This is a genomic window from Pseudomonas sp. P867, from assembly GCF_019891455.1.
Classification (GTDB): Bacteria; Pseudomonadota; Gammaproteobacteria; order Pseudomonadales; family Pseudomonadaceae; genus Aquipseudomonas; species Aquipseudomonas synxantha_A.
In genome coordinates this window covers 48,813-72,082 of sequence record NZ_JAFLXB010000001.1, presented here as the reverse complement: position 1 = coordinate 72,082, position 23,270 = coordinate 48,813, and the positions used below count along the sequence as shown (strand labels likewise).

General features: G+C 54.7%; 19 protein-coding genes and 1 pseudogene. 12 read left to right on the top strand and 8 right to left on the bottom strand.

All coding sequences use genetic code 11. The features are described 5' to 3' along the window. Nucleotides 1-247: 247 nt before the first annotated feature. From J1G33_RS00375 to J1G33_RS00360, 4 genes are all read right to left on the bottom strand, one after another. Entirely contained in the window at nucleotides 248-844 is a 597-nt protein-coding gene (locus J1G33_RS00375; RefSeq protein ID WP_223017537.1) for an invasion associated locus B family protein, read from the bottom strand. Next, nucleotides 837-1,802 carry an OmpA family protein gene (locus J1G33_RS00370; RefSeq protein WP_223017536.1) on the bottom strand — a complete coding sequence of 322 codons (966 nt, stop codon included), beginning with the start codon at nucleotides 1,800-1,802 and terminating at the stop codon, nucleotides 837-839. The genes J1G33_RS00375 and J1G33_RS00370 overlap by 8 nt, the downstream gene beginning before the upstream one ends. An 8-nt stretch (nucleotides 1,803-1,810) precedes the next feature. Next, nucleotides 1,811-6,952: a YadA-like family protein gene (locus J1G33_RS00365; RefSeq protein WP_223017535.1), complete on the bottom strand. Its 5,142-nt coding sequence runs from the start codon at nucleotides 6,950-6,952 to the stop codon at nucleotides 1,811-1,813. Between the two features lie 521 nt (nucleotides 6,953-7,473). Further along, nucleotides 7,474-8,271, bottom strand: coding sequence for an EAL domain-containing protein (locus J1G33_RS00360; RefSeq protein ID WP_223017534.1), 798 nt, complete (start codon nucleotides 8,269-8,271; stop codon nucleotides 7,474-7,476). 751 nt (nucleotides 8,272-9,022) lie between these two features. Here J1G33_RS00360 and J1G33_RS00355 point away from each other — a divergent pair. The 11 genes from J1G33_RS00355 to J1G33_RS00305 all read left to right on the top strand — a co-directional run bounded on the left by J1G33_RS00355 (nucleotide 9,023) and on the right by J1G33_RS00305 (nucleotide 18,568). Further along, a complete protein-coding gene (locus J1G33_RS00355; RefSeq protein ID WP_223017533.1) occupies nucleotides 9,023-9,646 on the top strand; it encodes a recombinase family protein in 624 nt (207 codons plus the stop codon). A 148-nt stretch (nucleotides 9,647-9,794) separates the two neighbouring features. After that, nucleotides 9,795-10,505 carry a recombinase family protein gene (locus J1G33_RS00350; RefSeq protein WP_223017532.1) on the top strand — a complete coding sequence of 237 codons (711 nt, stop codon included), beginning with the start codon at nucleotides 9,795-9,797 and terminating at the stop codon, nucleotides 10,503-10,505. A gap of 385 nt (nucleotides 10,506-10,890) precedes the next feature. Continuing rightward, the gene (locus J1G33_RS00345; RefSeq protein ID WP_223017531.1) at nucleotides 10,891-11,607 is read left to right on the top strand and encodes a methyl-accepting chemotaxis protein; all 717 of its coding nucleotides are present in this window, start codon (nucleotides 10,891-10,893) and stop codon (nucleotides 11,605-11,607) included. 40 nt (nucleotides 11,608-11,647) lie between these two features. Further along, nucleotides 11,648-12,400, top strand: a complete 753-nt coding sequence (locus J1G33_RS00340) for a TIGR03759 family integrating conjugative element protein (protein WP_223017693.1) — start codon at nucleotides 11,648-11,650, stop codon at nucleotides 12,398-12,400. Beyond that, on the top strand, nucleotides 12,385-12,942 hold the full coding sequence (locus J1G33_RS00335) for a lytic transglycosylase domain-containing protein (RefSeq protein ID WP_223017530.1): 558 nt from the start codon (nucleotides 12,385-12,387) through the stop codon (nucleotides 12,940-12,942). Before J1G33_RS00340 ends, J1G33_RS00335 begins: the two co-directional genes overlap by 16 nt. Beyond that, entirely contained in the window at nucleotides 12,939-13,442 is a 504-nt protein-coding gene (locus J1G33_RS00330) for an integrating conjugative element protein (protein WP_223017529.1), read from the top strand. Before J1G33_RS00335 ends, J1G33_RS00330 begins: the two co-directional genes overlap by 4 nt. Nucleotides 13,443-13,449: 7 nt before the next feature. Next, nucleotides 13,450-13,734: a hypothetical protein gene (locus J1G33_RS00325; protein WP_124376261.1), complete on the top strand. Its 285-nt coding sequence runs from the start codon at nucleotides 13,450-13,452 to the stop codon at nucleotides 13,732-13,734. Beyond that, nucleotides 13,694-14,104: an HNH endonuclease gene (locus J1G33_RS00320; protein WP_223017528.1), complete on the top strand. Its 411-nt coding sequence runs from the start codon at nucleotides 13,694-13,696 to the stop codon at nucleotides 14,102-14,104. Before J1G33_RS00325 ends, J1G33_RS00320 begins: the two co-directional genes overlap by 41 nt. A 3-nt stretch (nucleotides 14,105-14,107) precedes the next feature. Further along, nucleotides 14,108-16,324, top strand: a complete 2,217-nt coding sequence (traD, locus tag J1G33_RS00315) for a type IV conjugative transfer system coupling protein TraD (RefSeq protein ID WP_223017527.1) — start codon at nucleotides 14,108-14,110, stop codon at nucleotides 16,322-16,324. 18 nt (nucleotides 16,325-16,342) lie between these two features. Then, nucleotides 16,343-17,098, top strand: coding sequence for a TIGR03747 family integrating conjugative element membrane protein (locus J1G33_RS00310; protein ID WP_223017526.1), 756 nt, complete (start codon nucleotides 16,343-16,345; stop codon nucleotides 17,096-17,098). A gap of 9 nt (nucleotides 17,099-17,107) precedes the next feature. Next, complete coding sequence (locus J1G33_RS00305; protein ID WP_223017525.1) at nucleotides 17,108-18,568, top strand: UvrD-helicase domain-containing protein; 1,461 nt, start codon at nucleotides 17,108-17,110, stop codon at nucleotides 18,566-18,568. Between the two features lie 117 nt (nucleotides 18,569-18,685). Here J1G33_RS00305 and J1G33_RS00300 read toward each other — a convergent pair whose 3' ends face one another. Further along, on the bottom strand, nucleotides 18,686-18,976 hold the full coding sequence (locus J1G33_RS00300) for a hypothetical protein (RefSeq protein ID WP_223017524.1): 291 nt from the start codon (nucleotides 18,974-18,976) through the stop codon (nucleotides 18,686-18,688). A 230-nt stretch (nucleotides 18,977-19,206) separates the two neighbouring features. Between J1G33_RS00300 and J1G33_RS00295 the strand changes: the two are divergent. After that, a pseudogene (locus tag J1G33_RS00295) lies at nucleotides 19,207-20,366 on the top strand (IS3 family transposase); the annotation flags it as partial. A 653-nt stretch (nucleotides 20,367-21,019) separates the two neighbouring features. Here the strand turns inward: J1G33_RS00295 and J1G33_RS00290 are convergent. The 3 genes from J1G33_RS00290 to J1G33_RS00280 form a co-directional block, all read right to left on the bottom strand. Beyond that, a complete protein-coding gene (locus J1G33_RS00290; RefSeq protein WP_223017523.1) occupies nucleotides 21,020-22,150 on the bottom strand; it encodes an FAD-dependent oxidoreductase in 1,131 nt (376 codons plus the stop codon). A gap of 1 nt (nucleotide 22,151) precedes the next feature. Next, nucleotides 22,152-22,403 carry a hypothetical protein gene (locus tag J1G33_RS00285; RefSeq protein WP_223017522.1) on the bottom strand — a complete coding sequence of 84 codons (252 nt, stop codon included), beginning with the start codon at nucleotides 22,401-22,403 and terminating at the stop codon, nucleotides 22,152-22,154. A 141-nt stretch (nucleotides 22,404-22,544) separates the two neighbouring features. Then, nucleotides 22,545-22,922 carry a hypothetical protein gene (locus J1G33_RS00280; protein ID WP_186526930.1) on the bottom strand — a complete coding sequence of 126 codons (378 nt, stop codon included), beginning with the start codon at nucleotides 22,920-22,922 and terminating at the stop codon, nucleotides 22,545-22,547. Nucleotides 22,923-23,270: the final 348 nt, after the last annotated feature.

Genomic DNA, 23,270 nt, shown 5'->3' with positions numbered 1-23,270 from the left:
AATGCAGGCTTGCCTCGAACTTCGTCTTCCGAAGTAGTTGTCAACCAATAGCTGGACATACCTTATGCTTTACCGCTATGACTGTAAACTTCCGAACACTTCAGTCCACCCCATCATTTTAATTTGGTGGACTGAAAGGTGTTCAACGAATGCATTCATCTAGAGCGAAAGAACCTTGAAGAGCAGACGATAAGGGTGACCCAAAGAGGGCGCATCTAAATTGATGCGCCCAGGTAGAATGTATGCATTATTGTTGCGCAGTCTGATCCGAACCGACCATTGCTACCATCCGCGCATAAGCAGTCGTAAAACCTCTGAGCGAAAGAGTGAAGTTAAACGTGCCCCCACTCAAAATTGGAGCACTCACCTTGAGGGCTTGCCCGCGCTTCAGCGCAGCCAATGTTTCGGCATCGAGATTCAAAGGAACCAGACACCCCTCTGGCATGCAGGCTTGATAGCGCTTGGCGGGCAATGCAGGTGAGTCGTCGATCTGTAGTATGACGCCCGCCTCTAATGCCAAACCGAAAGGTAACGTCAAACCTGCTAACGCTTGATCCAGACCTAACGGTTTGACCTCAAGCAAAGCTACACGGCGATTGTCCCCACGTCGCCGTAGCTCTTGAGCCAGTGTGCAAAAGCGCTGTTTCGACTCCCCACTGCAAGTAATTCCCCAATCCTGAAAGCGTTCGACGCTTCCAGATTTACTTGCCGTACTCGAAGCAGAATTAAGCTTAGAAGGTGCCTGTTCAGCCCCCCAGGCGGGTAGAAGCAGTATGCCCAACACTAGGGGCACTGAGCCCACAAGTATAGTCGAAGAGAGACGTTTTGAGTAAATATTAGTCATCACTTCCACTCCCGTCTGTTGAGTCTACTTCCTGATCTGAGGCGGCCATGTGCTCCTCAGCGCGAGTCCACGTCACCGTCACTTCTACACGCCGATCCGGCTCAAGGCATTCAATCAATGCAGCTCTCGGCAACGACGCCGAGCAGTGGTCAGTCAACGCATCACTAGCCCCTCTCCCCGTCGCCTGTATACGGCTGGAAGGAATGCCAGCCTTTAGTAAATACTGCGCCACGCTCCTTGCGCGCCTTTCAGACAACGCCTGGTTATAGCTCGAACTGCCCAGACGATCGCTATAAGCGGCTACGTCGATATGTTGCAAATTGTCCAACCTATCACGCAGTTGACCGGCCAACTCCTCCAGCTGTTGCCGACCTTCCGGTTGCATATAACCCAGTGCCGCACGATCAAATGCAAACAACGCATGCGCCGTAAGCGTATAAACCGTCGGTGCTGGCGCCTTAACCTGCTGGGTCGCAGTGACGCCTTCCTCACCGCCACATCCCTGCGGTAACCAATACAGGCTGCCTACTTGCCGATCGCGATCAAACAATAGTTTCAGTTGGCAAATCTGCATCCCTTTTCCGTCAGCGCGACGCAGGTGGAAGAGGTAGTCCCACTCGCGCACGCCAGCGATACCCTCGCCGAAGTGCGGTGCACCTATAAGGCGCAGTACCTGCCCCTTATCCAGTCCCTTGCGCAACAGCGATACAGCCTCGGGCGTTGGATAGCTGCCATCACGCGCCATTGCATTAGTATCCCCGAGCGCCGGCCAGATCAGTTGGTCAGCAGAACTACCATCGTCAGCGATCCCCGGGCTCAGATTTGCGCAACCGGCCAAGACCAGCACCATCGGTATTAGCATGCACAATGTGCGCATGCGGGCGACGTCGCGAGGACGCTGCAAGCCGTTCTTCTGCATGTCGGCTCCTTTGCCTGTTTTTTTCGAATAGTCGTACATCAAGCACCTCACCACTGGTAACCAACGCCCGCGCCAACACCGGCCCGACCACGACTGTCCGCAGTACCACTTACCTTGAGGACCCATTGACCGTTATCGGAGATCGTTGACAGCCCAACCGAAACGGCCGACTGCCCTTGGTAGTTGCCCACGCCTGCTGCCACCATGCTTGCGCCTGGGCTATAAGCCTGCGGCAGGTTAGCCGTGGCCAGCGCACCAGCGATGCCAGCATAGGTGTCCTGACGCAGAGAACCGATATCGCGGTCGAGCTGGTTGACGCGCTGATCCGTGTATTGATTTGCGCTTGTGACACCCTGGTTGAGTTGGTTCAGATTGACCGCATCCGTACCGGCCAGGCCTGGGGCTACATTGGAGATTCTTGTGCCACCAGATGCCTGACCATTGCCCAGGGTTACCTGGTTGTAGTTAGTGGTCCCATTGGCATTGCTGTCGTAACGCACGCCACCCTGTTGTGAACTCTGAAGCTGGCTGACATTGACACCATCGGTGGCTGCAGTACCGGCTGCCACGTTAGTAATCTGCCGCTCTTTACCGGCCGAGCCTACTGAAACGCTGTAAGCACGGTCGGCGACAGAGCCACTGCCCAGCGCAACGGCATTATCGGCAGTAGCGCTTGCACTCGTGCCCACCGCCAAGCTGCTATTGCCCGAGGCTACAGATCCAGCCCCGCCGGCCGCCGCATTGGCCCCAGTGACAGAAGGTTTACTCTTCCCGTCGTTGTTATTGACCTGGAAGAAGCCATCCGTACCATTTTGCAGGCTGCTGATGTTGGTGGTGTTCCGCGTTACCTGGTTGCCGAGGTTGCTCACACCTGTGTTGACGTTGGTAATTTGAGTATCGGTGTATGTTTTAGAAACCTGCACTGCACCATCCAGTTGCCGAAGATTCACGGCATCAGTTGCCTGATTCCCATCTGCCACATTGCTGAGAGTGCGGATTTCGCCCGTCGACGCGTTACCCACCGATACAGTACCCACGGTGCTGTTCTGAGCCCCGGAATATCTGCCGGTATAGTTCTCGACACCACGTCCACCATCACTGGCATCCGCACCCAGCGCTACGCTGCCAGCGGCCGAGACCTTCGCACCGTCCCCCATCGCAACAGAACGTGTTCCGCTGGCTTGGCTACCGTTACCCGTAGCGGTTGCACCGACAGCACTCGCCAAAGCACCTGAGCCCAAAGCGGTGGCACCAGCTGCAATTGCCTGACTGCCGCTGCCCAACGCAGACGCGTCGGAGCTGGATGCCACCGCCCCCACTCCTGCCGCGACCGCATTGGTTCCGGTAGCGCCATCGTTGTTGTAGTTCCCACCTTGAGCACCACCATCATTCACGCTGTAGTAATGGGTTTTGCTACCCGCTACCGCAGTGGTCAGTTGAGAAACATTCACTGCGTCGGTAGCGTCCGTGCCTGCAGCCACATTGATGATTTTCTTGCCGCCGGCATCAATGCCCGCAGTGGTCACACTAGGACCATTCGCGATAACGAGCCCGGTGGCGCCCAAGTTCACATCGTTACCCACCTGCACACCGAAAGTGTTCAGCGATGTGTTCCCTGTCGTCACACTGTCAGCCGTCAGGTCCTTGGCCAGATTGAAGGTCACATCGTTACTGCCAGTGTTCTTGCTCACTACCACGTTGCCATCGCTGTTCTTCAGATCTACCACAGCGCCCGGAGCGACGTTAGTACTGTTTGCGCCCTGGGCGGTGATATTCCAGCCCTTGCTCGCTGTGACACCAACCTGATCAATTGCGCTGTTTGTCGCAAACAACTGCGAGCCGTTGATTGCGTCAGTGCTAGTGTTGCTCACTTCACCTGCCGCTACATTGATGATCTGACGCTCAGCGCTAGATGCCCCTACGCTGACCACGCCACTAGCCGCCGAGCCAACACCCGCGTAGTTATAGGTCACCCCATTGATTGTGCCGCTGCTGACAGATGTCGCAGCACGATCCGTCGAATCGTTCCCCAGCACAACGCTATTGTCCTGCGACGTGGTGACGTTATTGCCAAATACAAAGGCATTGTTGTTAGCAACAGTATTGTTGTTACCCACGACATAAGAGCCGCTGCCGCTGATGATGTTAGGGTCACCGAAAGCGCCGGACTTGTTGCCGCTGACGGTGTTTCCCGTCCCGATACTGATACTACTGGTGCCCGAAGCCCTGCTGTTGGTGCCGATAGCGATAGCGTCGTCTTCGGACGCCGCCGCAGAGTTGCCAACCGCGATGGTCCGGTTGGCGGAGACTCCAAAACCCGCAGAATTGCCGACCGCGACGTTGTTATCGCCTGTCACGACAGCGCCAGCAGAAGTTCCGCTGGCTACGTTGTTGTTGCCAGTCACAAAACCGCCTGCACCGGAGCCGGTGGCTACGTTTTTGTCGCCTTTGGTATTGCCGCCAGCAAAGTAGCCCGTCCACGTGTTGTAGCTTCCGCTGGCACCGGATCCCGTGAACGTACCAATTGCTGTGTTCCCCACGACGGACAGCGTCGAACCTGCAGTGGTCGCCAGCGCATTGCTGCCCAGTGAAGTGTTGTAGCCACCGGTCGTGTTTCGCATCGCGTTCTGACCGACCGCAGTGTTGTGCACGCCATTGCTGTTACGGCCCGCCTCCTGACCGATGAACGTGGCGAACTTGTAGGTGGCGTTGTTACCCGCATGCGAACCGAACATTGCCGAATCGCTGGCATACGCGGTCCCACCGCTGGCGGCAGTAGTGTCCAACTTGGCGCCGTAGCCGGCCATGCTGCCGACAACGGTCTCTGAGCTGTCGCGCGCGACAGCGTTGTAGCCGATGGCTACGGCCGGCGTCGTGGTCCCAGTGGAGACATAGTTGAGAACTTGCGCGCCACGGCCAATGGCGATGCCGTTAGCCTGATTGGCTTCCACGAGAGCATCGTTGCCGATGGCTACGGAGCTCGTGGCCGCAGCATTGGCGCCCAGGCCGGCAGCGTAGCTGGCGTCGCCCGACGCCACTGCGTTCTTGCCGGAAGCAATCGCATCCGCACCTGTAGCGCCGTCGTTGTTCTCGTTCGTCCCACCCGCCGAGTTGACGCTGTAGTACTTGGTCTTGTTGGCAGCCACTACGTCGTCCAGCGCCTTCAGTTGGCTGACGTTGACCGCATCGGTATCGGCACCACCAGCCGCGACGTTGGTAACGCGACGCTCGGCACCTTCTGCGCCTAAGCTGACCACATTGCTGCCGACCGCGGTGCCCGCCACCGTGCCGGGGCCCGGTTTGTAAGAGGCAACCGTCGAGGCTGCCACCGTGGTGTTGTTGCCAATGCCCACCGCGCCATCCAGGCCCGTAGCAATGCTGACGTTGTTGCCTACAGCATAGGCGTCGTTGGCATTGATCGTGTTGTTGTTGCCGAAAGCATACGAGTTATTGCCGTTGACCGTGTTCGGATCGCCGAAGGCACCGGCGTTGTTGCCATTGACGATGTTGCCGGTGCCCACGCTGATGGATTGAACACCGTTGGCTTGCGCGTCGTGCCCGATGGCCACGCTTTCGTTCCCGCCAACCTTGGCCGACTGGCCGATGGCGACCGAATTAGTTACGGCCTTCTCGTTCGCGAACGTGGGCTGCAGGTAGTTTAGCGTGACGCCAGCGGACGTAGCTGTCTTGGACTCGAACGCTGCGCTGGTGGCGCCCACACGCACGTCGTTGCCGAACACCACGTTGTTCGTCGAAGTAGAACCCACGACGTTACGGTTGCCAACAGCAAAATTGTTCTTGCCGCCGATGATGCTGAAAGAGCTGCTGTCCTTAGCGACCCTAGAAATACGGGCATCCGTTGGGTTCCAGCCGGACAGGACACCCGAGCCGTCTCCGAAAACGTAGGCCCCGGTACCTACTGCGGTCGAGCCGCCCCCCTGCGCTGCTGCAGCCACGCCCAGGGCCGAGGCCGCGTTCGCCGTCTGTGCGATACCGGTGCCCGCTGCGCCGCGGATACCCGCGATGGCGTCCGTACCCACAGCCACGCTGTCGTAGCCCGAAGCCTGCGAACGCACTGCAAAGGCAGCCGCCGTGTCGCCAATCGCCTTGGCCTGGCTACCTACAGCGGTGGTGATGTTGCCACGTACGGTCGCGCCCGCACCGACCGCGGTCTGGATGTTGCCACCGTCTGCCGTGGCCCCACTACCAACAACGGTCGCTGCATTGCCCGATCCGGTACCGACGACGGCATTATTTCCAATCGCGATATTGCCCGAGTACTGATTCGAAAAGGCGGAACCGTCCCAGGCCGCCCTGGCATTAGTGCCAATGGCGATCGAGTCAAGCCGGTCGGCATTTGCGCCTTGGCCCAAAGCAATCCCGCGCGCGTTGCCGACGGTTGCGCTAGATCCGATAGCGATCCCACCGTCTGCGTTCAGATTGGAATTGTTCGCCACGCCCGCCGACAAAGGCCGAACCGCAGCGGACGTGCCTAAAGCGATGCCGTTTTTGCTCACAGCCGAAGCCCTGGTGCCGAGTGCCAGTGTATCGGTGCCACTTGCCTTGGCCGACGAACCGATGGCGACTGACTGCGCGCCGCTGGCGGTCGTTGCAGTGGTTGAAGATCCGTTGGTACTTGAGGTTTGTGCCGAACCGATCGCCACAGCATTGGCACCAGCCGTCGCACTCAATGTCGCCTGACTGCCCAAGCGCATTGAGTAGGTACCGGTCAGATTGTCGGTCACGCCAATCTGGCCAGCATTCACATACAACATGCCACCAAGCGAGAGATCTGTTGCGTTGGTTTGCGAACCATTGTTGTAACGAGTGCCAAAAAATGTCGTGTTACTGGTTTGTGTTGAAAGATTAGAATTGCATTCTGAGCCGCCATAAGTGGCGGCTCCCGAATTCGCACCTGCGTCGCTGACGGCAGTGCAGTTGCCATCAGTTGAATTATTCACGTAGATCGAGCTACTCCCTGCAAAAGCAGCGCCAGGTAACACCATCGCTCCAAGAACAATCAGCGCCGCCATCATTCGCTGCGGCTGTGCATATGACGTACTCACCGACAGCCGATTGTCAATAGCACCGCCTGATGCGCTACCTGAACCTTCACTACTCGCCAACTCTGATGTAACCACCAATTGACGACGAGCACGACTCCATAAAACATTATAAATTTTATTCATTAGAGTTTCCCCAAAACAAGAAATGCGGTAAGAAATTCAATAACGCATCAAATAATTGTCCTGCGCACATTCACTGCCACAAGTGCGGACAACTAACTAAGTCGTGGGCGGAGCAGTGCTCTGCGGAAGAGGACGGAAGCTATGGAACCGTGCGCTCGCAGCTTCGAGTATACGAAGACGCTGCCTCAAGCCAGGAATCCCCAGTTGCCTACAAGGTTGGCCTAATTCGGGAAAGGTAGATTGTGAAAGCGCACTTACTCTCATGTATAGCGGCCTTATCCCGACACCCTGAAACTTCAATTTTATTCGGGTGGAGCAAGCTTCGATAACGTACGCGATACCAAATCTAAAGGATATAAACCGGTTCGTGTCGCACGCACTTTTGATACGTGCACCACCCAAAAAAAATCTTGAATAGAACCATGCCATACATCCCATTCGGAATAGCAAATTCACGCACACAGTACCGAAATAGCTACTTGGAGCTTTAAACCAAATAGATAAGCGCCGCATGAAGACTTTCACCCCCCCCATAAAGCCACCTTTTGTGTGTCAAACACACAAAGATCGAGCGAGGGATTAAAGGGAAGTGGTAGTCCAGTGCCGTTGCCCTGAAGCCAGCCCACGTTAGCCATGGCAGCTAATTCAATATCGCCAGTACTCTCAATTCCCTCCCCTACAACGTAAGGAGCCAAGGTCTGACAAAGAGCAGCAAGTTTACGAAGTCGATCAGCAGCGGATATATCTCTGCGCGCAGCATGCACAAAACTGCTATCAATCTTGATGACGTGAGGGCGAATGGCATTAGCGAAAGCTAAACTGCTGTGACCGGCGCCAAAATCGTCCAGTGCTATTCGGCACCCAGCCTTCTGGAGACGACGCACGAAAACACATGCGGCCTCAAAATTTGCTAGAGGCGCCGTTTCAGTGATCTCCAGCGTGAGCCGGGCTGCCACGTCAGGATGAATGAGGAGACGCTCAATGAGAGAGTCCCACAGCGCATCTGAAGTAAGACTCTGAGCGGAAAGATTGCAACCCAACCGTGCAGTTGGATCAACCTCCAGGCGGTTTACTACAGCCATCATCACCGTGTGATCGAGCACTCGGATCAGACCCAGCCGCTCCAGGGCAGGTACAAATTGGGCAGGTCCTGGATTGGACTGACTTGGCCCAGCACTCAAGCGAACCAGCGCTTCCTGATAAAGCACTATACTGGAGGCACCCTGCTGGACGATGGGCTGAAACACCAAGCTGGCTTGTCCTTGGATCAAGGCACGGTAATAGGTGAGCGCCACTTCCATGTCACGCTCATAATTCAAGTTCCAGCTTTTCCCATAACGAACGGGCGCTAAGGACGGAGCCGTGTCGTTTCGCTCCAACTCATCTGGGTAACGCAGGCGACCATCAGTCAACCCCACACTCGAGACCTTCACAGCTTCAACAGTCACAACGGGCAATGCCCGACTGCCACCGAAGTCCAAGGGCGTTGTTGATAAAGCCCACTGCCAGCTCTCTATCCTCGGGGTAGATGGCTCTACCTCCGACGATGACGGCGAATGCGTCACAAGGAAACACTGAGGTCCGATAACAAATACCGAGCCACCCCATAGATGCGCGCACCACTGCAGTCTTCGCAGCGCAGCAGCAGCGAAAGCGTCGCCATAGACAGCACTCAGATGACCGTGATTACGTAATTCAACCAGCACATGAGTGAAATCATTAACGTTGGTGCCCCTCATATAGAACCCAACAAGCGGCCATTATCCTGCCCCTGAATATCGACCTCGGACGATATTAAAAACCCTTCAAAAAATCGGCTTCTTTGCGAATCACTTCTATTGGTGTACATAAGGGTTCCCTTATGTAACGATGCTTTGACGGTCGAAAATATGTAAGGAGGTGTCGCAATTCCGGCACATCGAACGAGCGCAGCCCCTCGTGACAAAAAGGAACCTTTCTGTCAATACGGGGCGTATCTAAGAATCAGCTTTTGTAGTCTGGAGTGCTTCAACGAGACCCAACGGGCGTAGCTTCGAAGATACCGTCCCTTTTAAATGAGGGCGATCAACCATGATGATCGGTTACGCACGAGTATCAACCGAGGACCAAAACCTCGATCTACAAACCCAAGCGCTTAAACTGCTGGGGTGCGACAAGATCTATTCAGATTACGGTGTGTCAGGTGCGACAAGCTCCCGTCAAGGACTGGACCAGGCATTAGCATACCTAAAATCCGGGGATAAATTAGTAGTGTGGCGCTTGGACCGCTTGGGGCGCTCACTCGCTAACCTCGTGCAATTGCTGGAAACGTTGGGGCGGCGTAATATTCGCTTCCGTTCGATTACCGAACACATAGATACCAGTTCTTCTGGAGGTCGGCTGGTGTTTCATATGATGGCTGCCCTCGCGGAGTTTGAACGCTCGCTCATCAGCGAACGCACGCGCGCAGGTATCGCAGCTGCCAGGGCGCTTGGTAAGCCCATAGGCCGCCCCTATCTACTGTCATCAGAACAAGTTAAACGGGCACGATCATTAATAGAGGATAAAAATCAAACAACGCGAGACGTAGCAACATTATTTAGTGTCCATCCAAGAACGCTACAAAGGATGTTGATCAGGGAAGAAGCAAAGGACAATGCTCATGATATGGAAAATGTCGACATGCAAAAAAGCCAGAGCTATTCACCCCCTTAAAATGCAGGAAGAAATTGCGAGCAAACCTTGTACTTGCATCGTTTGTAAACAGAGATGCATGCTTCGGTGGGCCGCCAAAGGCCACCGTTTATTACTCAGGGGATAGACCTAAGCCGCAGCATAGCATCCGTTCTAAAAGGATAGAGCCTTGATCATTGGATATGCGCGCGTATCGACCGAGGACCAGAACTTGGCCCTACAAATAATTGCGCTTAAGGCTGCAGGATGCGTCGAAATTTATACCGATCAAGGACTCTCAGGAAGTTTGAGCTCCCGCCCCGGCCTCGATAGGGCCATCCGCCGACTTCAGTCCGGCGGAAAGTTGGTGGTATGGCGTCTTGATCGCCTGGGGCGCTCGCTCTCTCACTTGGTGCGGTTACTTGAGCAGCTAGCGAGTCGGGGTGTACTCTTTCAATCCGTAACCGAACATATTGATACGACCTCTGCAGGAGGGCGCTTAGTCTTTCATATGATGGCGGCTTTGGCGGAATTTGAGCGCGCGCTTATCAGCGAGCGAACACGTGCCGGCATGTCAGCCGCACGTGCAGAGGGAAAATTGATAGGGCGTCGTCCATCTCTTACGCCCCAGCAGTGCGAAGAGGCTCACCACTTGATCTTGCAGCATTATTTTTCCAAACAAGAGGTAGCCGCACGCTTCCATATACACCCGCGTACACTGGAGCGACTGTTAGCCCAGTATCCCTCAGCATCAGAATCTGCTTCATGGCGCTGCGCCCTATGTAATAGATGCTCCGAACCTGAAGATACGCGCGACCAAAATGAGGAAACGTCGGTTTCAACTGAGCATGTTGACTGCTCAGCTTCTCATATGACCGATGGCGCGGCGGTGAATAGCTGAGCGATATGATCAGGATGAATCAGAATAAAAAGTAATTCGAGCAGCCGCGCCAAATGGGCGCGGCGCGGCTCGTAACCTTGGCTGACGGAAATGGATTGCATCCGTGCTCAGGCGTTACTCGAGTACCCCGACATCGCTCACCCGCATGACGGTTACGGCGAGCTGTTAGCCATCAATCAAGGTTGCAGTGACCATCTATACCGGTGCCACGACGCCTTGTCTTCTTTGCGCGATGCGTATAGCTGCCTTATCGTTGTGCCTCCGGACTGCCCTCGTCCTCACCAGTCGAGGCAGAATTAAAATCAAACACGCTGGAATACCTATTTTTTACTGAACCTAGCAGAACGATTTGAGAGGGTGTATTCGCTTTTGCGCGAGGACGCCCATGAACCTACCACGCCCTACTCGAACCACAGCGATACTCAGTCTGTGCCTTGCATTATTGGCAGGCATTCTGGGGTATGAGCATCATCAACTCTCCCAACTCAGCACCAGCTTGGCTGCGACTGCAGACAAAGAGTCGCTCGATGCATTGTTGACGCGGCTGGGCAAAATCGATGAGCGACTGGACACGGTAGCCGGCAAACACCTGGTGACCAATGAGGACTTCCGAGCCGGGCAGCAGGCTTTGTCGAATCGAATTGATGCCGCACAAGCGTATGCAAAGCAAGCGACAGAGTCAGCGCAAGAAATCTCTCAAAATGCTGCGTCTGCTGGTGAATTGGTTGTCCTTAAAGCCAGCGTCGAAACACTCGATAGCCGCCTTCAAGAACTCAGTCAGTCACGAATCAAACAAACCACTGCTGTTCCCCTCAAGCCCAAACCTAAGCCCGTTGTCCGCCAAACAAAGCGGCCAACACCGCCCGCTACAACCACTGTCACACCGCAAACACCCCCTTTTACCGTTGTCGGTATCGAATATCGCGGCGGTGAACGCTTTTTGTCCGTAGCACCGCCTGGCAGCACGCAGTTGAATCAAATTTACCTTATCCGACCTGGTGACGCTGTGGCGGGCACCGCCTGGCGACTCAACGCGCTGGACGGAAGATCCGCACGCTTTGACGTGGCCGGAACACCTCAAACCGTAACCGTCGCGCAATAGGACCTCCTTTATGCACTCCCCTACCACTTCCTCGAAAACAATGAAGCCTAGGAACATTTTGGGTTTCATTGCAGGCTTGACCACCTTCGCGTTTGCATACGGCTGTCATGCGGCTTCGGGGCAATCAACGTCGATCTCGAACACTCAGAACAGTGAAGTTCACAACTCTTCTCAAGGAGCCAGTCAGACAGAACTCGCCCGCGAGTGGGGATTAACCCCCCAAGAATGGTCCCGTTTTCAAACTGTGATGGAGGGCCCTCGCGGAATCTATTCGCCAGGCCTGGATCCTCTGACAGCACTTGGCATCGAAGCGAAGTCGGAGGAGGAGCGCCGACGCTATGCAGAGCTGCAGGTGCGAGCCGAGCGACAGCGTATCGATAAGGAATTGGCGTACCAAAGGGCCTATGACCAAGCCTTCGCACGTCTTTACCCCAATGAAAAAGTCATCCAACTATCGTCCACCCCTTCATCTGCTCCTGGCTCGGGAGCGTTAAGTGCTGTGAAAGGCACTGGACGACTGGCCATTTTTGTTCAAGACAGTTGCAACGCATGTATTGACCGCGTCAAAGACTTACAAAACCAGAAACAGTCCTTTGATCTGTATTTCGTTGGCAGTCAAGGTGATGACGAAATAATTCGCCGCTGGGCCATCTTGGCCGGAGTCGAACCGGCCAGCGTGCGAAGCCGACAAATCACACTGAATCACGATGCAGGTCGATGGCTTGGCCTTGGACTCGGCGGTGAGCTGCCGGCCGTGGTACGCGAGGTGAATGGACAATGGCAGCGTCTGTAATTCGCGCGGCTTTAACGGCGGGGCTACTGTTTACCACGGCATTTGCAAACGGTGCCGAGGTTCCACCACCGGCCTATCAGTTGATTGCACTGCCTGCCGGCGTTCCGTCCGAGGTGCTGTACTCCGTTGCACTGCAAGAGAGTGGCACTCGACTTCGCGGCCAGATCGTCCCCTGGCCCTGGACGTTGAATGTTGCCGGCGCCGGATATCGCTTTGCGACGCGCAGCGATGCTTGCAGAGCGTTGATGGTCGCCCTTCAGACCGCAGGCCCAAATAGAGTCGACGTCGGGCTTGGACAAACCAACATCGGTGCCAACGGCCACCGTTATAGCTATCCCTGCGAAGGGCTGGATCCGTACAAAAACCTCTCGGTTACAGCCCAGATCCTGGCTGAGCAAAAAGCCAAAGGAGGCAATTGGATCACCGCTGCTGGCCGGTACCACCGCCCTGCCGGAGGCGAACCCGCTGCCCGCTACCGACGAGCTTTTGCCAAACACCTCAGCCGGGTCACCGGTATCAACCTAATGGCGAATAATCCATGAATAGATTGCTGCATCTGCCTGTTTTGCTGTGTTTGGCCTCCCCCATGGCGGTGCATGCCACCTCGCTGATTGTTGTCGAAGACCGAGGAGGGGTTTCTGCTCTGCCCTACTACCAAGACTTGACTCCAGAACCAACCGAGCAGTCAGCACAGTCAGAGAATATTGGTGTGCGTGGGCAAGGCTCGTTTCCAGTGCGCTCTGACCAACTGACACCCGGGCAGGTCCAGGGCCGGGTAATCAATGCACTAGGCCTGCAACCATTGTTTCTTGTAGGCGACGATGAAAGCTCCAGAAAGTGGTTATCACAGCGTCGCGATCAGTTACAGCAACTGCAGGCAGTTGGCCTTGTGGTTAACGTGGCCAGCGCCGAGCGGTTTGCCGAAATCCAACGATGGGCAGGAAATCTACAGTTGGTCCCGGCACCATCAAATGACCTGGCACAGCGCCTGGGAGTCCAGCATTACCCGCTGTTGATCACTGCCACAACGATCCAGCAGTGACCAGGGTATGGCCTCTCTTACGCACATCACCTTGGTTATCAAGCAACCGGATGACCCACGAGCAGGCCAGTTGCTTTTTGAACAAGTTACCTATGTCGCCAAGCTCTATGGCGGCACCGTCATCGCTCGCGTACCTGGTGACGAGGTGGAGCTATGTCAGCGGCTGAAAGAACGCCTGCCCGAGGCAGTTGAGCAAGCGAGGCAAGAGTTGGCCAATTCATCATCACGCATCAAAGGAGGATCCCGGCCCCATGAAGCTGACCAAGAAGCAACGCTGCGAGCTTCACGCTAAATTCGCGGGCCATTGCGCATACTGCGGTGTGCTGTTGGGTGACCGGTGGCATGCGGACCACAAGGAAGCAGTATGGCGAGAACCTGAAAGGGTGAACGGCAAGTACACCGGCGCCATCATTTTGGGGCTGCCGGAGAACCACACCATCAGCAACATGATGCCCGCGTGCGTGCCGTGTAACTTGAGCAAGGCAGCGATGCCATTGGAGGTCTGGCGAAAGCGCATTGCTGATCACGTCAACTCCCTCAACAGCTACCACCCCATATACCGCCTGGCCAAGTCCTATGGGCTGATCGTTGAGACAGGCAAGCCAGTCGTTTTCCATTTCGAAACAGTGGAGCCACTGTCCCCTTTCACTCATAGGAAGTGATCCATGGCCACCTCCTACACCATTGAGTCGTTACTACGCCCTGCTGTTGAGCTGTACATAGTTTGCGTATGTGCCGCTGCGGCGTTGCTCTGTATTTTCGCGCCCTGGGCGGTTGCTCTGACGCCTTTATTCGGCATGGTTGCCGGTACAGGCTTTCTGGGTCTAGGGTTCTTCCGCCTCAAACAAGCATTGGTGGTGCTGCGTTACCGGCGCAATATTCGGCGCCTACCCCACTACACCATGACCAGCAAAGACATGCCGGTCAGCAATGAGCGGCTATTCATCGGTAAAGGCTTTCGCTGGACCCAAAAACATACTCAGCGGTTGATGGAGACTTACCTCCCAAAATACGCCGAGTATGTCGAGCCCACGTCTATCTATACCTTTGCTCGCAGAATTGAGGAGCGTTTGGAGTTCGCGCCCTTTCCACTCAAATTGCTGTCAAAGGCTACCTCGTGGGATGTGCCATTTAACCCGGCGCGTCCACTTCCTCCAGTCGGGGGCCTACCGCGCTTGCACGGTATAGAGCCGAACGAAGCGGATGTCAGCCTGCCACTGGGTGAGCGGGTTGGACACTCCCTTGTACTGGGGACTACTCGTGTTGGAAAAACCCGCCTGGCAGAGTTGTTTATCACCCAAGACATCAGACGTACCCGCCGCAGCCCCCGGCGCCGCGTTCGGATGGGGCGTCGTGTGCAACCCGTTCATCGAAGCCAGCGCAATGTAGAAATGAACCTGGACCGCGAAGTGGTGATTGTCTTCGATCCTAAAGGCGATGCAGACCTCCTGAAGAGAATGTACATCGAATGCAAGCGCGCAAACCGATTGGAGGAGTTCTACGTGTTCCACCTAGGCTGGCCCGATCACTCCGCGCGCTACAACGCCGTCGGCCGGTTTGGTCGGATCTCGGAGGTTGCAACCCGCATTGCCGGCCAACTTTCGGGGGAAGGCAATTCCGCGGCATTCCGGGAATTCGCCTGGCGTTTCGTCAACATCATCGCGCGCGCCCTCGTGGCACTGGGACGTCGGCCGGACTATGAACAGATCCTCAAGCACGTGACAAACATTGACGCGCTGTTCATCGAGTATGCGCAGAAGCACTTTGCTGAAAATGATCCCAAAGCCTGGCAAACCATCGTTGAGCTGGAAGGAAAGATCGATCGTAAGAACCTCAGTTTCGCCATGAAGGACCGACCGCTACGCGTGGTGGCCCTGGACATGTACCTCACTCAGCAACGCATCGCCGACCCAGTGATGGAGGGTCTGCGATCAGCCGTACGCTATGACAAAACCTATTTCGACAAGATCGTGGCCAGCCTTCTGCCATTGCTGGAAAAACTTACCACCGGCCGGATTGCAGAGCTGCTTTCTCCCGATTACATGGATCTTGAGGATCCACGCCCGATCTTTGACTGGATGCAGATCATCCGCAAACGGGCCGTGGTCTATGTCGGCCTGGACGCTTTATCAGATACAGAGGTGGCCGCAGCGGTGGGCAACTCGATGTTCAGCGACCTGGTGTCAGTTGCGGGCCACATCTATAAGTTTGGCATCGATGATGGCTTGCCCGGGGCCACCGGGGGCAAGGTAGCGATTAACGTGCATGCGGACGAATTCAATGAACTGATGGGCGATGAATTCATACCGATGATCAACAAAGGCGGCGGTGCCGGCATGCAGGTCACGGCCTACACCCAAACCATGAGCGATATTGAGGCAAAAATCGGTAACCGGGCTAAAGCTGGCCAAGTCATCGGTAACTTCAACAACCTGTTCATGCTACGGGTACGTGAGACTGCAACCGCCGAGCTGCTGACCAACCAGTTGCCCAAGGTCCAGGTGTTCACCAGTACACCCGCAAGCAGTGCAAATGACGCTATTAACGGCAACGCTGCATTCACCTCTAACACCCACGATCAGATCCAAAGTGTAAGCGTACCGATGATCGAACCGGCGCATGTGGTTGCCCTGCCCAAGGGGCAGTGCTTTGCCCTGATAGAGGGGGGGAATTTGTGGAAGATTCGTATGCCGTTGCCGGCAAGCGATCCCGATGAAGTGATGCCCAAGGATCTTCAGGCCTTGGTTGAGGGCATGCGTAAAGGATCCGGAACCAGCAGCGACTGGTGGCAAGCGCCGGGATATGACGCATTAAGTGAGTCGCTTCCTGATGACTTGGTAGACGACTTCCGCCAGATGGCCAATAACGGAAAAGCCGCATAGGCTTGAAGGAACAGAGCCATGGCCGATATCGCGGAAAAAGCCCAGCAACAACAGGAAGGTCAAAAAAACTTCCTGGGCATGCTGTTCGCTACCCCTTTTCATTTCTTGGGGGTGATGTTCGGCTCCTTAATCGGCGCCATCGTCGTTGAATGGCTGTGCATGTACACGTTCTGGCCGGATGCCGGCTGGAAACATGCACAGCAGATGTTCCTACACGAACTGGGCTGGCTGTCCCAGGATCTGCTGCACAGCGTTGTCATCAAAGAACCGGGGCGTACGGCAACCTGGCTGGCACACACGGTCTATGACTGGCTGATGGTGAAAACCGGCATGCAGGACAACATAAATGCACTGACACAGTACGCTCGCTCAACATCACCACAAAAAACGGGAACCTTAAACCTTCGCTACGAACTCGGTCGGGCGATGATCAAATTCCAGGACTATGGCTTAGCCGCGTTATACACAGTCCTGACCTTCTGTGTGCGAATGGTCATTCTGACGTTGACGATTCCACTGTTCGCTCTGGCTGCGTTCACTGGCTTGGTCGATGGTCTGGTGCGGCGTGATCTACGAAAATTCGGCTCCGGCCGCGAGTCAAGTTACCTGTATCACAAAGCTCGGGGGACGATCATTCCGCTGACCATCGTGCCCTGGACAGTCTACCTGGCCATTCCCATCAGCATCAGCCCCCTATTGATTCTGTTGCCCTGCGCCGTGCTGTTGGGTGTGTCCGTTTACATCACCGTCTCAAGCTTCAAAAAATACCTTTAGGAGCTGCCCATGCAGTGGACTCAAGAACAGCAGCCCATCATCCATTCCACGGCTGACAAGCTGCTGGTTCAGGCTTTTGCCGGTACCGGCAAAACCACCACACTGGTGGGCTACGCCACACAACACGCCTCGGTGAAAATGCTCTACCTCTGCTACAACAAATCCGTCGAGCTCGCTGCCAGGGGCCGTTTTCCACGCAGAAACGTGGTGTGTAAGACGGCGCATGGCCTCGCATATGCAGTCTATGGCAGTCAGTACGCCACCAAGCAGACCAATAACTTACGCCTGACGGATATCGCAAGGGCCATCAACACCCAGGACTGGGAGCTCGTGCGGGATGTCCTCAGCACGCTTAACAACTTCATGGCCAGCGCCGATGGCGAGTTGGGCCGTGTGCATTTTCCCAGGTTCCAGGGGCAACTAATGCTCACAAGTGCCCAGGAACGTTTCCGGAACAATGCTTTAAACGTGGCTAAAACCATCTGGAACCGGATGATCGATCTGCAGGACACGGGAATGTCGATCACCCATGACGCGTACTTGAAGCTGTATCAGCTAAGCAAGCCCGACCTGAGCGGACGATTTAACGCCATTCTGCTCGACGAAGGTCAAGACGTGAACCCAGTTATTGCCGACATAGTAAAAATACAACGGGTCCGCAAGGTGGCAGTCGGCGATCCCCACCAGCAGATCTATCGTTTCCGCGGCGCAGAAGATGCGCTCAACAGCGACTGGATGGCCGACGCCGAACGTCACTACCTGACCCAAAGCTTTCGCTTCGGCCCTGCTGTCGCGCATGTGGCCAACATCATTCTTTTTTATAAGGGTGAGACTCGAAAGCTGCAGGGGTTAGGTTGCAATACCCTGGTTAAACGGGCTCTGCCAGAAGAGCTACCGCATCGCACGTTTATCCATCGTACCGTGACCGGCGTCATCGAGAACGCCCTGCAGCTGGTCGCAAGCAACCCCAAGATTTTCTGGGTCGGCGGTATCGACAGCTACTCGCTACGCGATCTGGAAGATTTATACCTATTCAGCCGCAACCGTAACCATGAGGTGCAGAACCGCCGGCTGTTGAGAGATTACCGAGACTTTTCACAGTACGTGGAAATAGCCGAGGTAAGCCAGGATACGGAGATGTTGCGATCGATCAAGATCATTACAGCCTATCCGGACCTGCCCCAGCGGATCCAAACCTTACGTTCCCGCTCGGTAGATAACGAGCTAGACGCCACCGTGACACTCACGACTGGGCACAAGTCCAAGGGGCTGGAATGGGACTTTGTCAGCCTGTATGGCGACTTTAGCGCTGATCCGCTTTCACCCGATATTGACCAAGGTCGTAAATATGACGAGTTGAATTTGCTATACGTGGCGGTGACGCGAGGGATGAAGGTCCTAGCGTTGAACTCAATGGTGCTTTCTATTATGCAGCGCTATGTCGATGCTCAGCCGAAAGCAGACTTATGAAGAGCATCTCGGTTAGCCGGCGTCCACTTATTCTCATGGCGGCTGACCAGCGTATCACGTACAGCGCCGCCCTCCATCAGGACGCGCAGTCTTCTTCTTGAATTCCGTTGTGCACGGTTATCCGTGCCTCCTGACTCGCTCAGTGAAGTCGTTGACCTGCGCGGGCGTCAGGCAATTCAACTTACCGAATGTCACCAAGTGCCGAATCATCGCTTCTTGACTGCCGGGTTCCTGAGCGACCATGCGCCGGCAGGTCTTGTCCAGGATCAAGGCTGCCAGCTCAGGGTTCTCGACCCTTGTGGCATCGAACGCCTGCGCGATGGCAATGGCCAATTCACCCAGGTCCGGGTCCTCCCGCTGAAGCGCCTTTAGCGCATTCATCTGCCGCGCGTTGATGGGTAGCGACACGTCTCTCTTCCTTAGCAAGCACGCCCAGATCAAGCGCAGCGGTAATGGTAGACCAGCCTGCCGGAGTCTGGTTTCCATCGGGCACAAAAAAGCCAGCCGGAGCGGGCCTTGATTTGGGGGGCATTGAACATAAGCGGCGTTATTCGCAACGCGGTCGCTACTCCTTTGTAGTGGTCTAATGAAACCGGATACCCATTTAGGCGAGAATGCTCGCCAGATCGAGGTGTCAGATAACCAAACAACGCCGCTCCTTTACTCCTGAATTCAAGCGCGAGGCTGCCGACCTTGTGCTCAAGCAAAACTACAGCTACATCGAAGCCAGCCGTTCACTCGGCATTGATGAGTCAGCATTGCGCCGCTAGGTTGACCAGATTCAGAAAGAACATAAAGGCGTCACCCCGCAGAACAAAGCACTGACTCCTGAACAGCAAAAAACTCAGGAGCTGGAAGCTCGGATTGCTCGGCTTGAGCGAGAGAAATCCATATTAAAAAAGGCTACCGCGCTCTTGATGTCGGAAGACCACGAGCGTTCGCGCTGATTGACCAGTTGAGCGCCCATGAACCGGTTGATTGGCTGTGCAAGGTGTTTGACGTCACTCGCTCGTGTTACTACGCCCAGCGCCTGCGGCGCCGCACGCCCGATGTTGAACGGCTTCGATTGCGTAGTCGTGTCAGTGAGCTGTTCTCACAAAGTCGCAGTGCTGCGGGCAGTCGAAGCATTTTGTCGCTGATGAGTGAAGACGGTGAGCAGATCGGTCGATTCAAAGTGCGCAGCTTGATGCGCGAGCTTGATTTGGTCAGCAAACAACCCGGCTCCCATGCCTACAAACGAGCAACAGTAGAAAGACTGGATATCCCGAACACATTGAACCGCGAGTTCGATGTGCCAGCGCCCAATCAAGTCTGGTGCGGCGATATCACCTACATTTGGGCGCAAGGAAAGTGGCATTACCTGGCTGTCGTCCTGGATCTTTGTACGCGTCGGATCGTGGGCTGGGCGCTGTCGGAAAAGCCAGAAGCTGATCTGGTGATCAGAGCGTTGGATATGGCTTACGAGCAGCGTGGCAGGCCTTCGGATCTGCTATTCCACTCGGACCAGGGATCGCAATATGCAAGCCGACTCTTTCGCCAGCGGTTGTGACGATACCGCATGCGCCAGAGCATGAGTCGACGAGGAAACTGCTGGGAAAACGCACCGATGGAGCGCGTATTTCGCAGTTTGAAAACAGAATGGATACCGACCGTGGGCTATCGAACTGCGCAGGAAGCACAGCGCGATATCAGCCATTTTTCGATGCATGGCTACAACTAGATTAGGCCTCATCAATTCAACGATGGGTTGGCTCCAGCGCGGGCCGAGGAAAAACTTAACGTCGTGTCCGGGATCAGTGACCACTACAACCAGCTTAGGCTGAAGCTTTTGCTGAAGCAGCTCGGTCGCGACAACATCCAGGGGCATAGCTGAAGGATATTCTTTGACTCGACCGATACCATCAATCTGGCTGACCACTGCAAGAGAGATTTTTCGAGAGGTAAATAGCTAATCATGATCACACAAAAACATAGGTGCCCGCCTGGCGCGCGCACTCCGGATCTTCCATGAGCCGTTTTGAGAACTTCTCCGCGCCAGGTGAGCTCGAAAGTTGCCAATCCATGGCCAAGGCTATCTCTCGCATCTGCAGTGAAACCTCGTTTTCCTAGGGTTCACTGCTATTAACGAAATGGTCGCTATCCGATTTAGAAAGATTCGAAAAAATAAAGCGATAAAGAGTGTGCTCACAACCTAGGGATGACACGTTGGTGATCGTGGATGTCCACCCCCGAGGTTGTGAGCAGGCTAACAATACAGCATCTATCGACATTATTCATGCTATACAAGCTAAATCCGGGCCGTGAGCGCAGCCTATGTCTGCCAAGTAATCTCGAACTTTATGGAGCGTACCCGGAATGGTAGCTGGTAAGTTTGAGGTGGGGGAAACGCCATTGAGCTATGCGCCACCATCAAGGCCAATTGCAATTTCCTAAAGCATTAGACCAATCCAGCTATAGTTTCGTCTCGCCGAGTAACGCCATCCCGCCTAGGCGGCCCATCTCATCTGAACATTTGGCGCTCTTACCCTGACAACCAAAAGCCACCGCGACACGATTTGAAATCAGACCTATCTGCGGCAAGCCCGAATCGCTGAAGGTGGTCATACAGGGTATGACGCGTCTTGCCTCGAATCGCAGATTATAAATAAGGTCAAGGATTTGTCCCTGCAAATAATCGGCCACGCTGGGTGAGCCGCCAGACCGAAACCATTCCTTGATGCTGACCTCGTCTTCAAGTTCAACATCTACCGGATCGCCTCCGAGCTTCAGCCAAACGTGACCGTCGGGATAGGCAATCGGCGGCAGGATATATTGAGACATTCCCCTGGGCCCGAAATAACGTATTGACGGCATGCCTGCCAGGCGTCGAGCCTCCGATTCCCCCAAGCGAAACATCGCTGCGGTACGTGCAAGGACCTTGAATCCGAAAGTCTTGCCAAGCAGCGAAGGTGTATGACCGCCCGTTGTCACAAGAACTCGATCGACCGTGACGCTTCCTGACTTTGTTTTGATCGTAACACCAGACCTACATTCCGAAATACTCAAGGCTGGCTCGTTGACGAAGCGTGCACCAGCACGCTGAGCAGCTATTGTCTGTGCCTGAACGAGGCGTCGCGGACTGATATAGCCAGCATCTGATGATTCAAAAACACCGCGCATATGCTTTACTGTTCCCAAGAAAGGAAATCGCCCAGCCAGGGACCCGTCTTCAAGTGATTCGTACGGCACGCCGGCAGCGTGAGCGATCCCTTCGATGAGCGCTACATCGGGGCTATCGAAGGCTCCGATATGAAGAACACCAACTTCCTGGTAGAAGTCAATGCCGCTCTCTGCAGCAATTTCGCCGTAACGTGATATCGACGCCTGGTTCATTTGCATCCAGTAAGGGTGCAACTCCAATCTTCGCGTGATGCGGCCCTCGTCATAATGACTACCAAAAACGCCTCCGTGAGCCGGATAGCTAGTAGGTTCAGGCGGTCCGATAAGGAGAACTTTGTGACCTATCTTGCTTAAATGACGGGCCGCTGCCGACCCAATCAGGCCGCGCCCTATGACAGCAATTTTGATCGCTTTGCTCTTCACGTTATTTACCGCGTGCCACATCAACCAGGCGAAGGATAGAGCTATTGGAATGCGGGAGAGCATCATTGAGTATATTGCCCAGTAAGCGAATCTGCTCACAATGTTCAAATAGCGCCTTGCTGACTTCTTCGAGGCCTCTCACAAAAAGAGGATCATGGGCCAGTGCAGGGTCTTTTATGTTTGAAATTATTTCTGCAAGCATGTGGTAATTGTTGATCCGACTTAACTCAGTAACGAACGGTTTGATGTTCATTGGCCTCTCCATATACTGCTCAATATAAATATATAACGTACTGGCTGGTCTTTAAATTAATCGGAGCGACGAACGGTACGGGATAATTTTTAGGCTTGGGGCACTGTTGTCCTGAATCTTCTAGTCATCGTGTAGAGATTTCTACTCAAATAGTGGTAGCGAGCGCCAACTGATAGAAATTTCCGAGTACCCCTCCTTCAGTAGAATTGAGCGTTTTTCTTCGGTTGTTAAATGCGCCCGATGGTACTCGCAGAGCTTTTGGCTTTCAAGAAAGTAGAGGATATCTTCGGCAGCCGCAAATTGAGATGAAATAACTAGCGATTGTTGCTGACCATTCAGTTTGTATTGGATCTCTGCCAATAGATCCAACCCGTCGTTCAGATCATCACATATAACCTTAGCGAGGGGCTCATAGTCCCAGCGCAACTGAGGGATCGGCCCTTGGTCGTCATGAATTTGGTAAATTGGATCCATTCTCTTACAAAAAGGGTATATTATTTCAACTCTATACCGCTGCATGGGGGGCGCTCCTTGCCGACGAATAATCCCATTAGTACCTCCAGCACTGATAAAGACGGCTAGCAGTGTCATGCAGGGAAATGTCGGCCGATGGCATCTGATGAGCTCACTCCTAAACAAGAATGAGTCTCATAATATGTGAGCCCATGGGGCTCTCACAAGCACCGTGTGCCGGTAACCGCTCAAACGATTCGGCCCTGTCTCGTAGTCAGCCTCCCGGGGGGGGGGTAATGCCAACCAGATTTGCGTCAAATCATGCACAGCAGCGTTTATCTCTAGTGCTCTCCGGCTGCAAATCGAAATCCGCACGGATATTTGAGCGTCATACTTTTGTCAGATTTGCCCTGT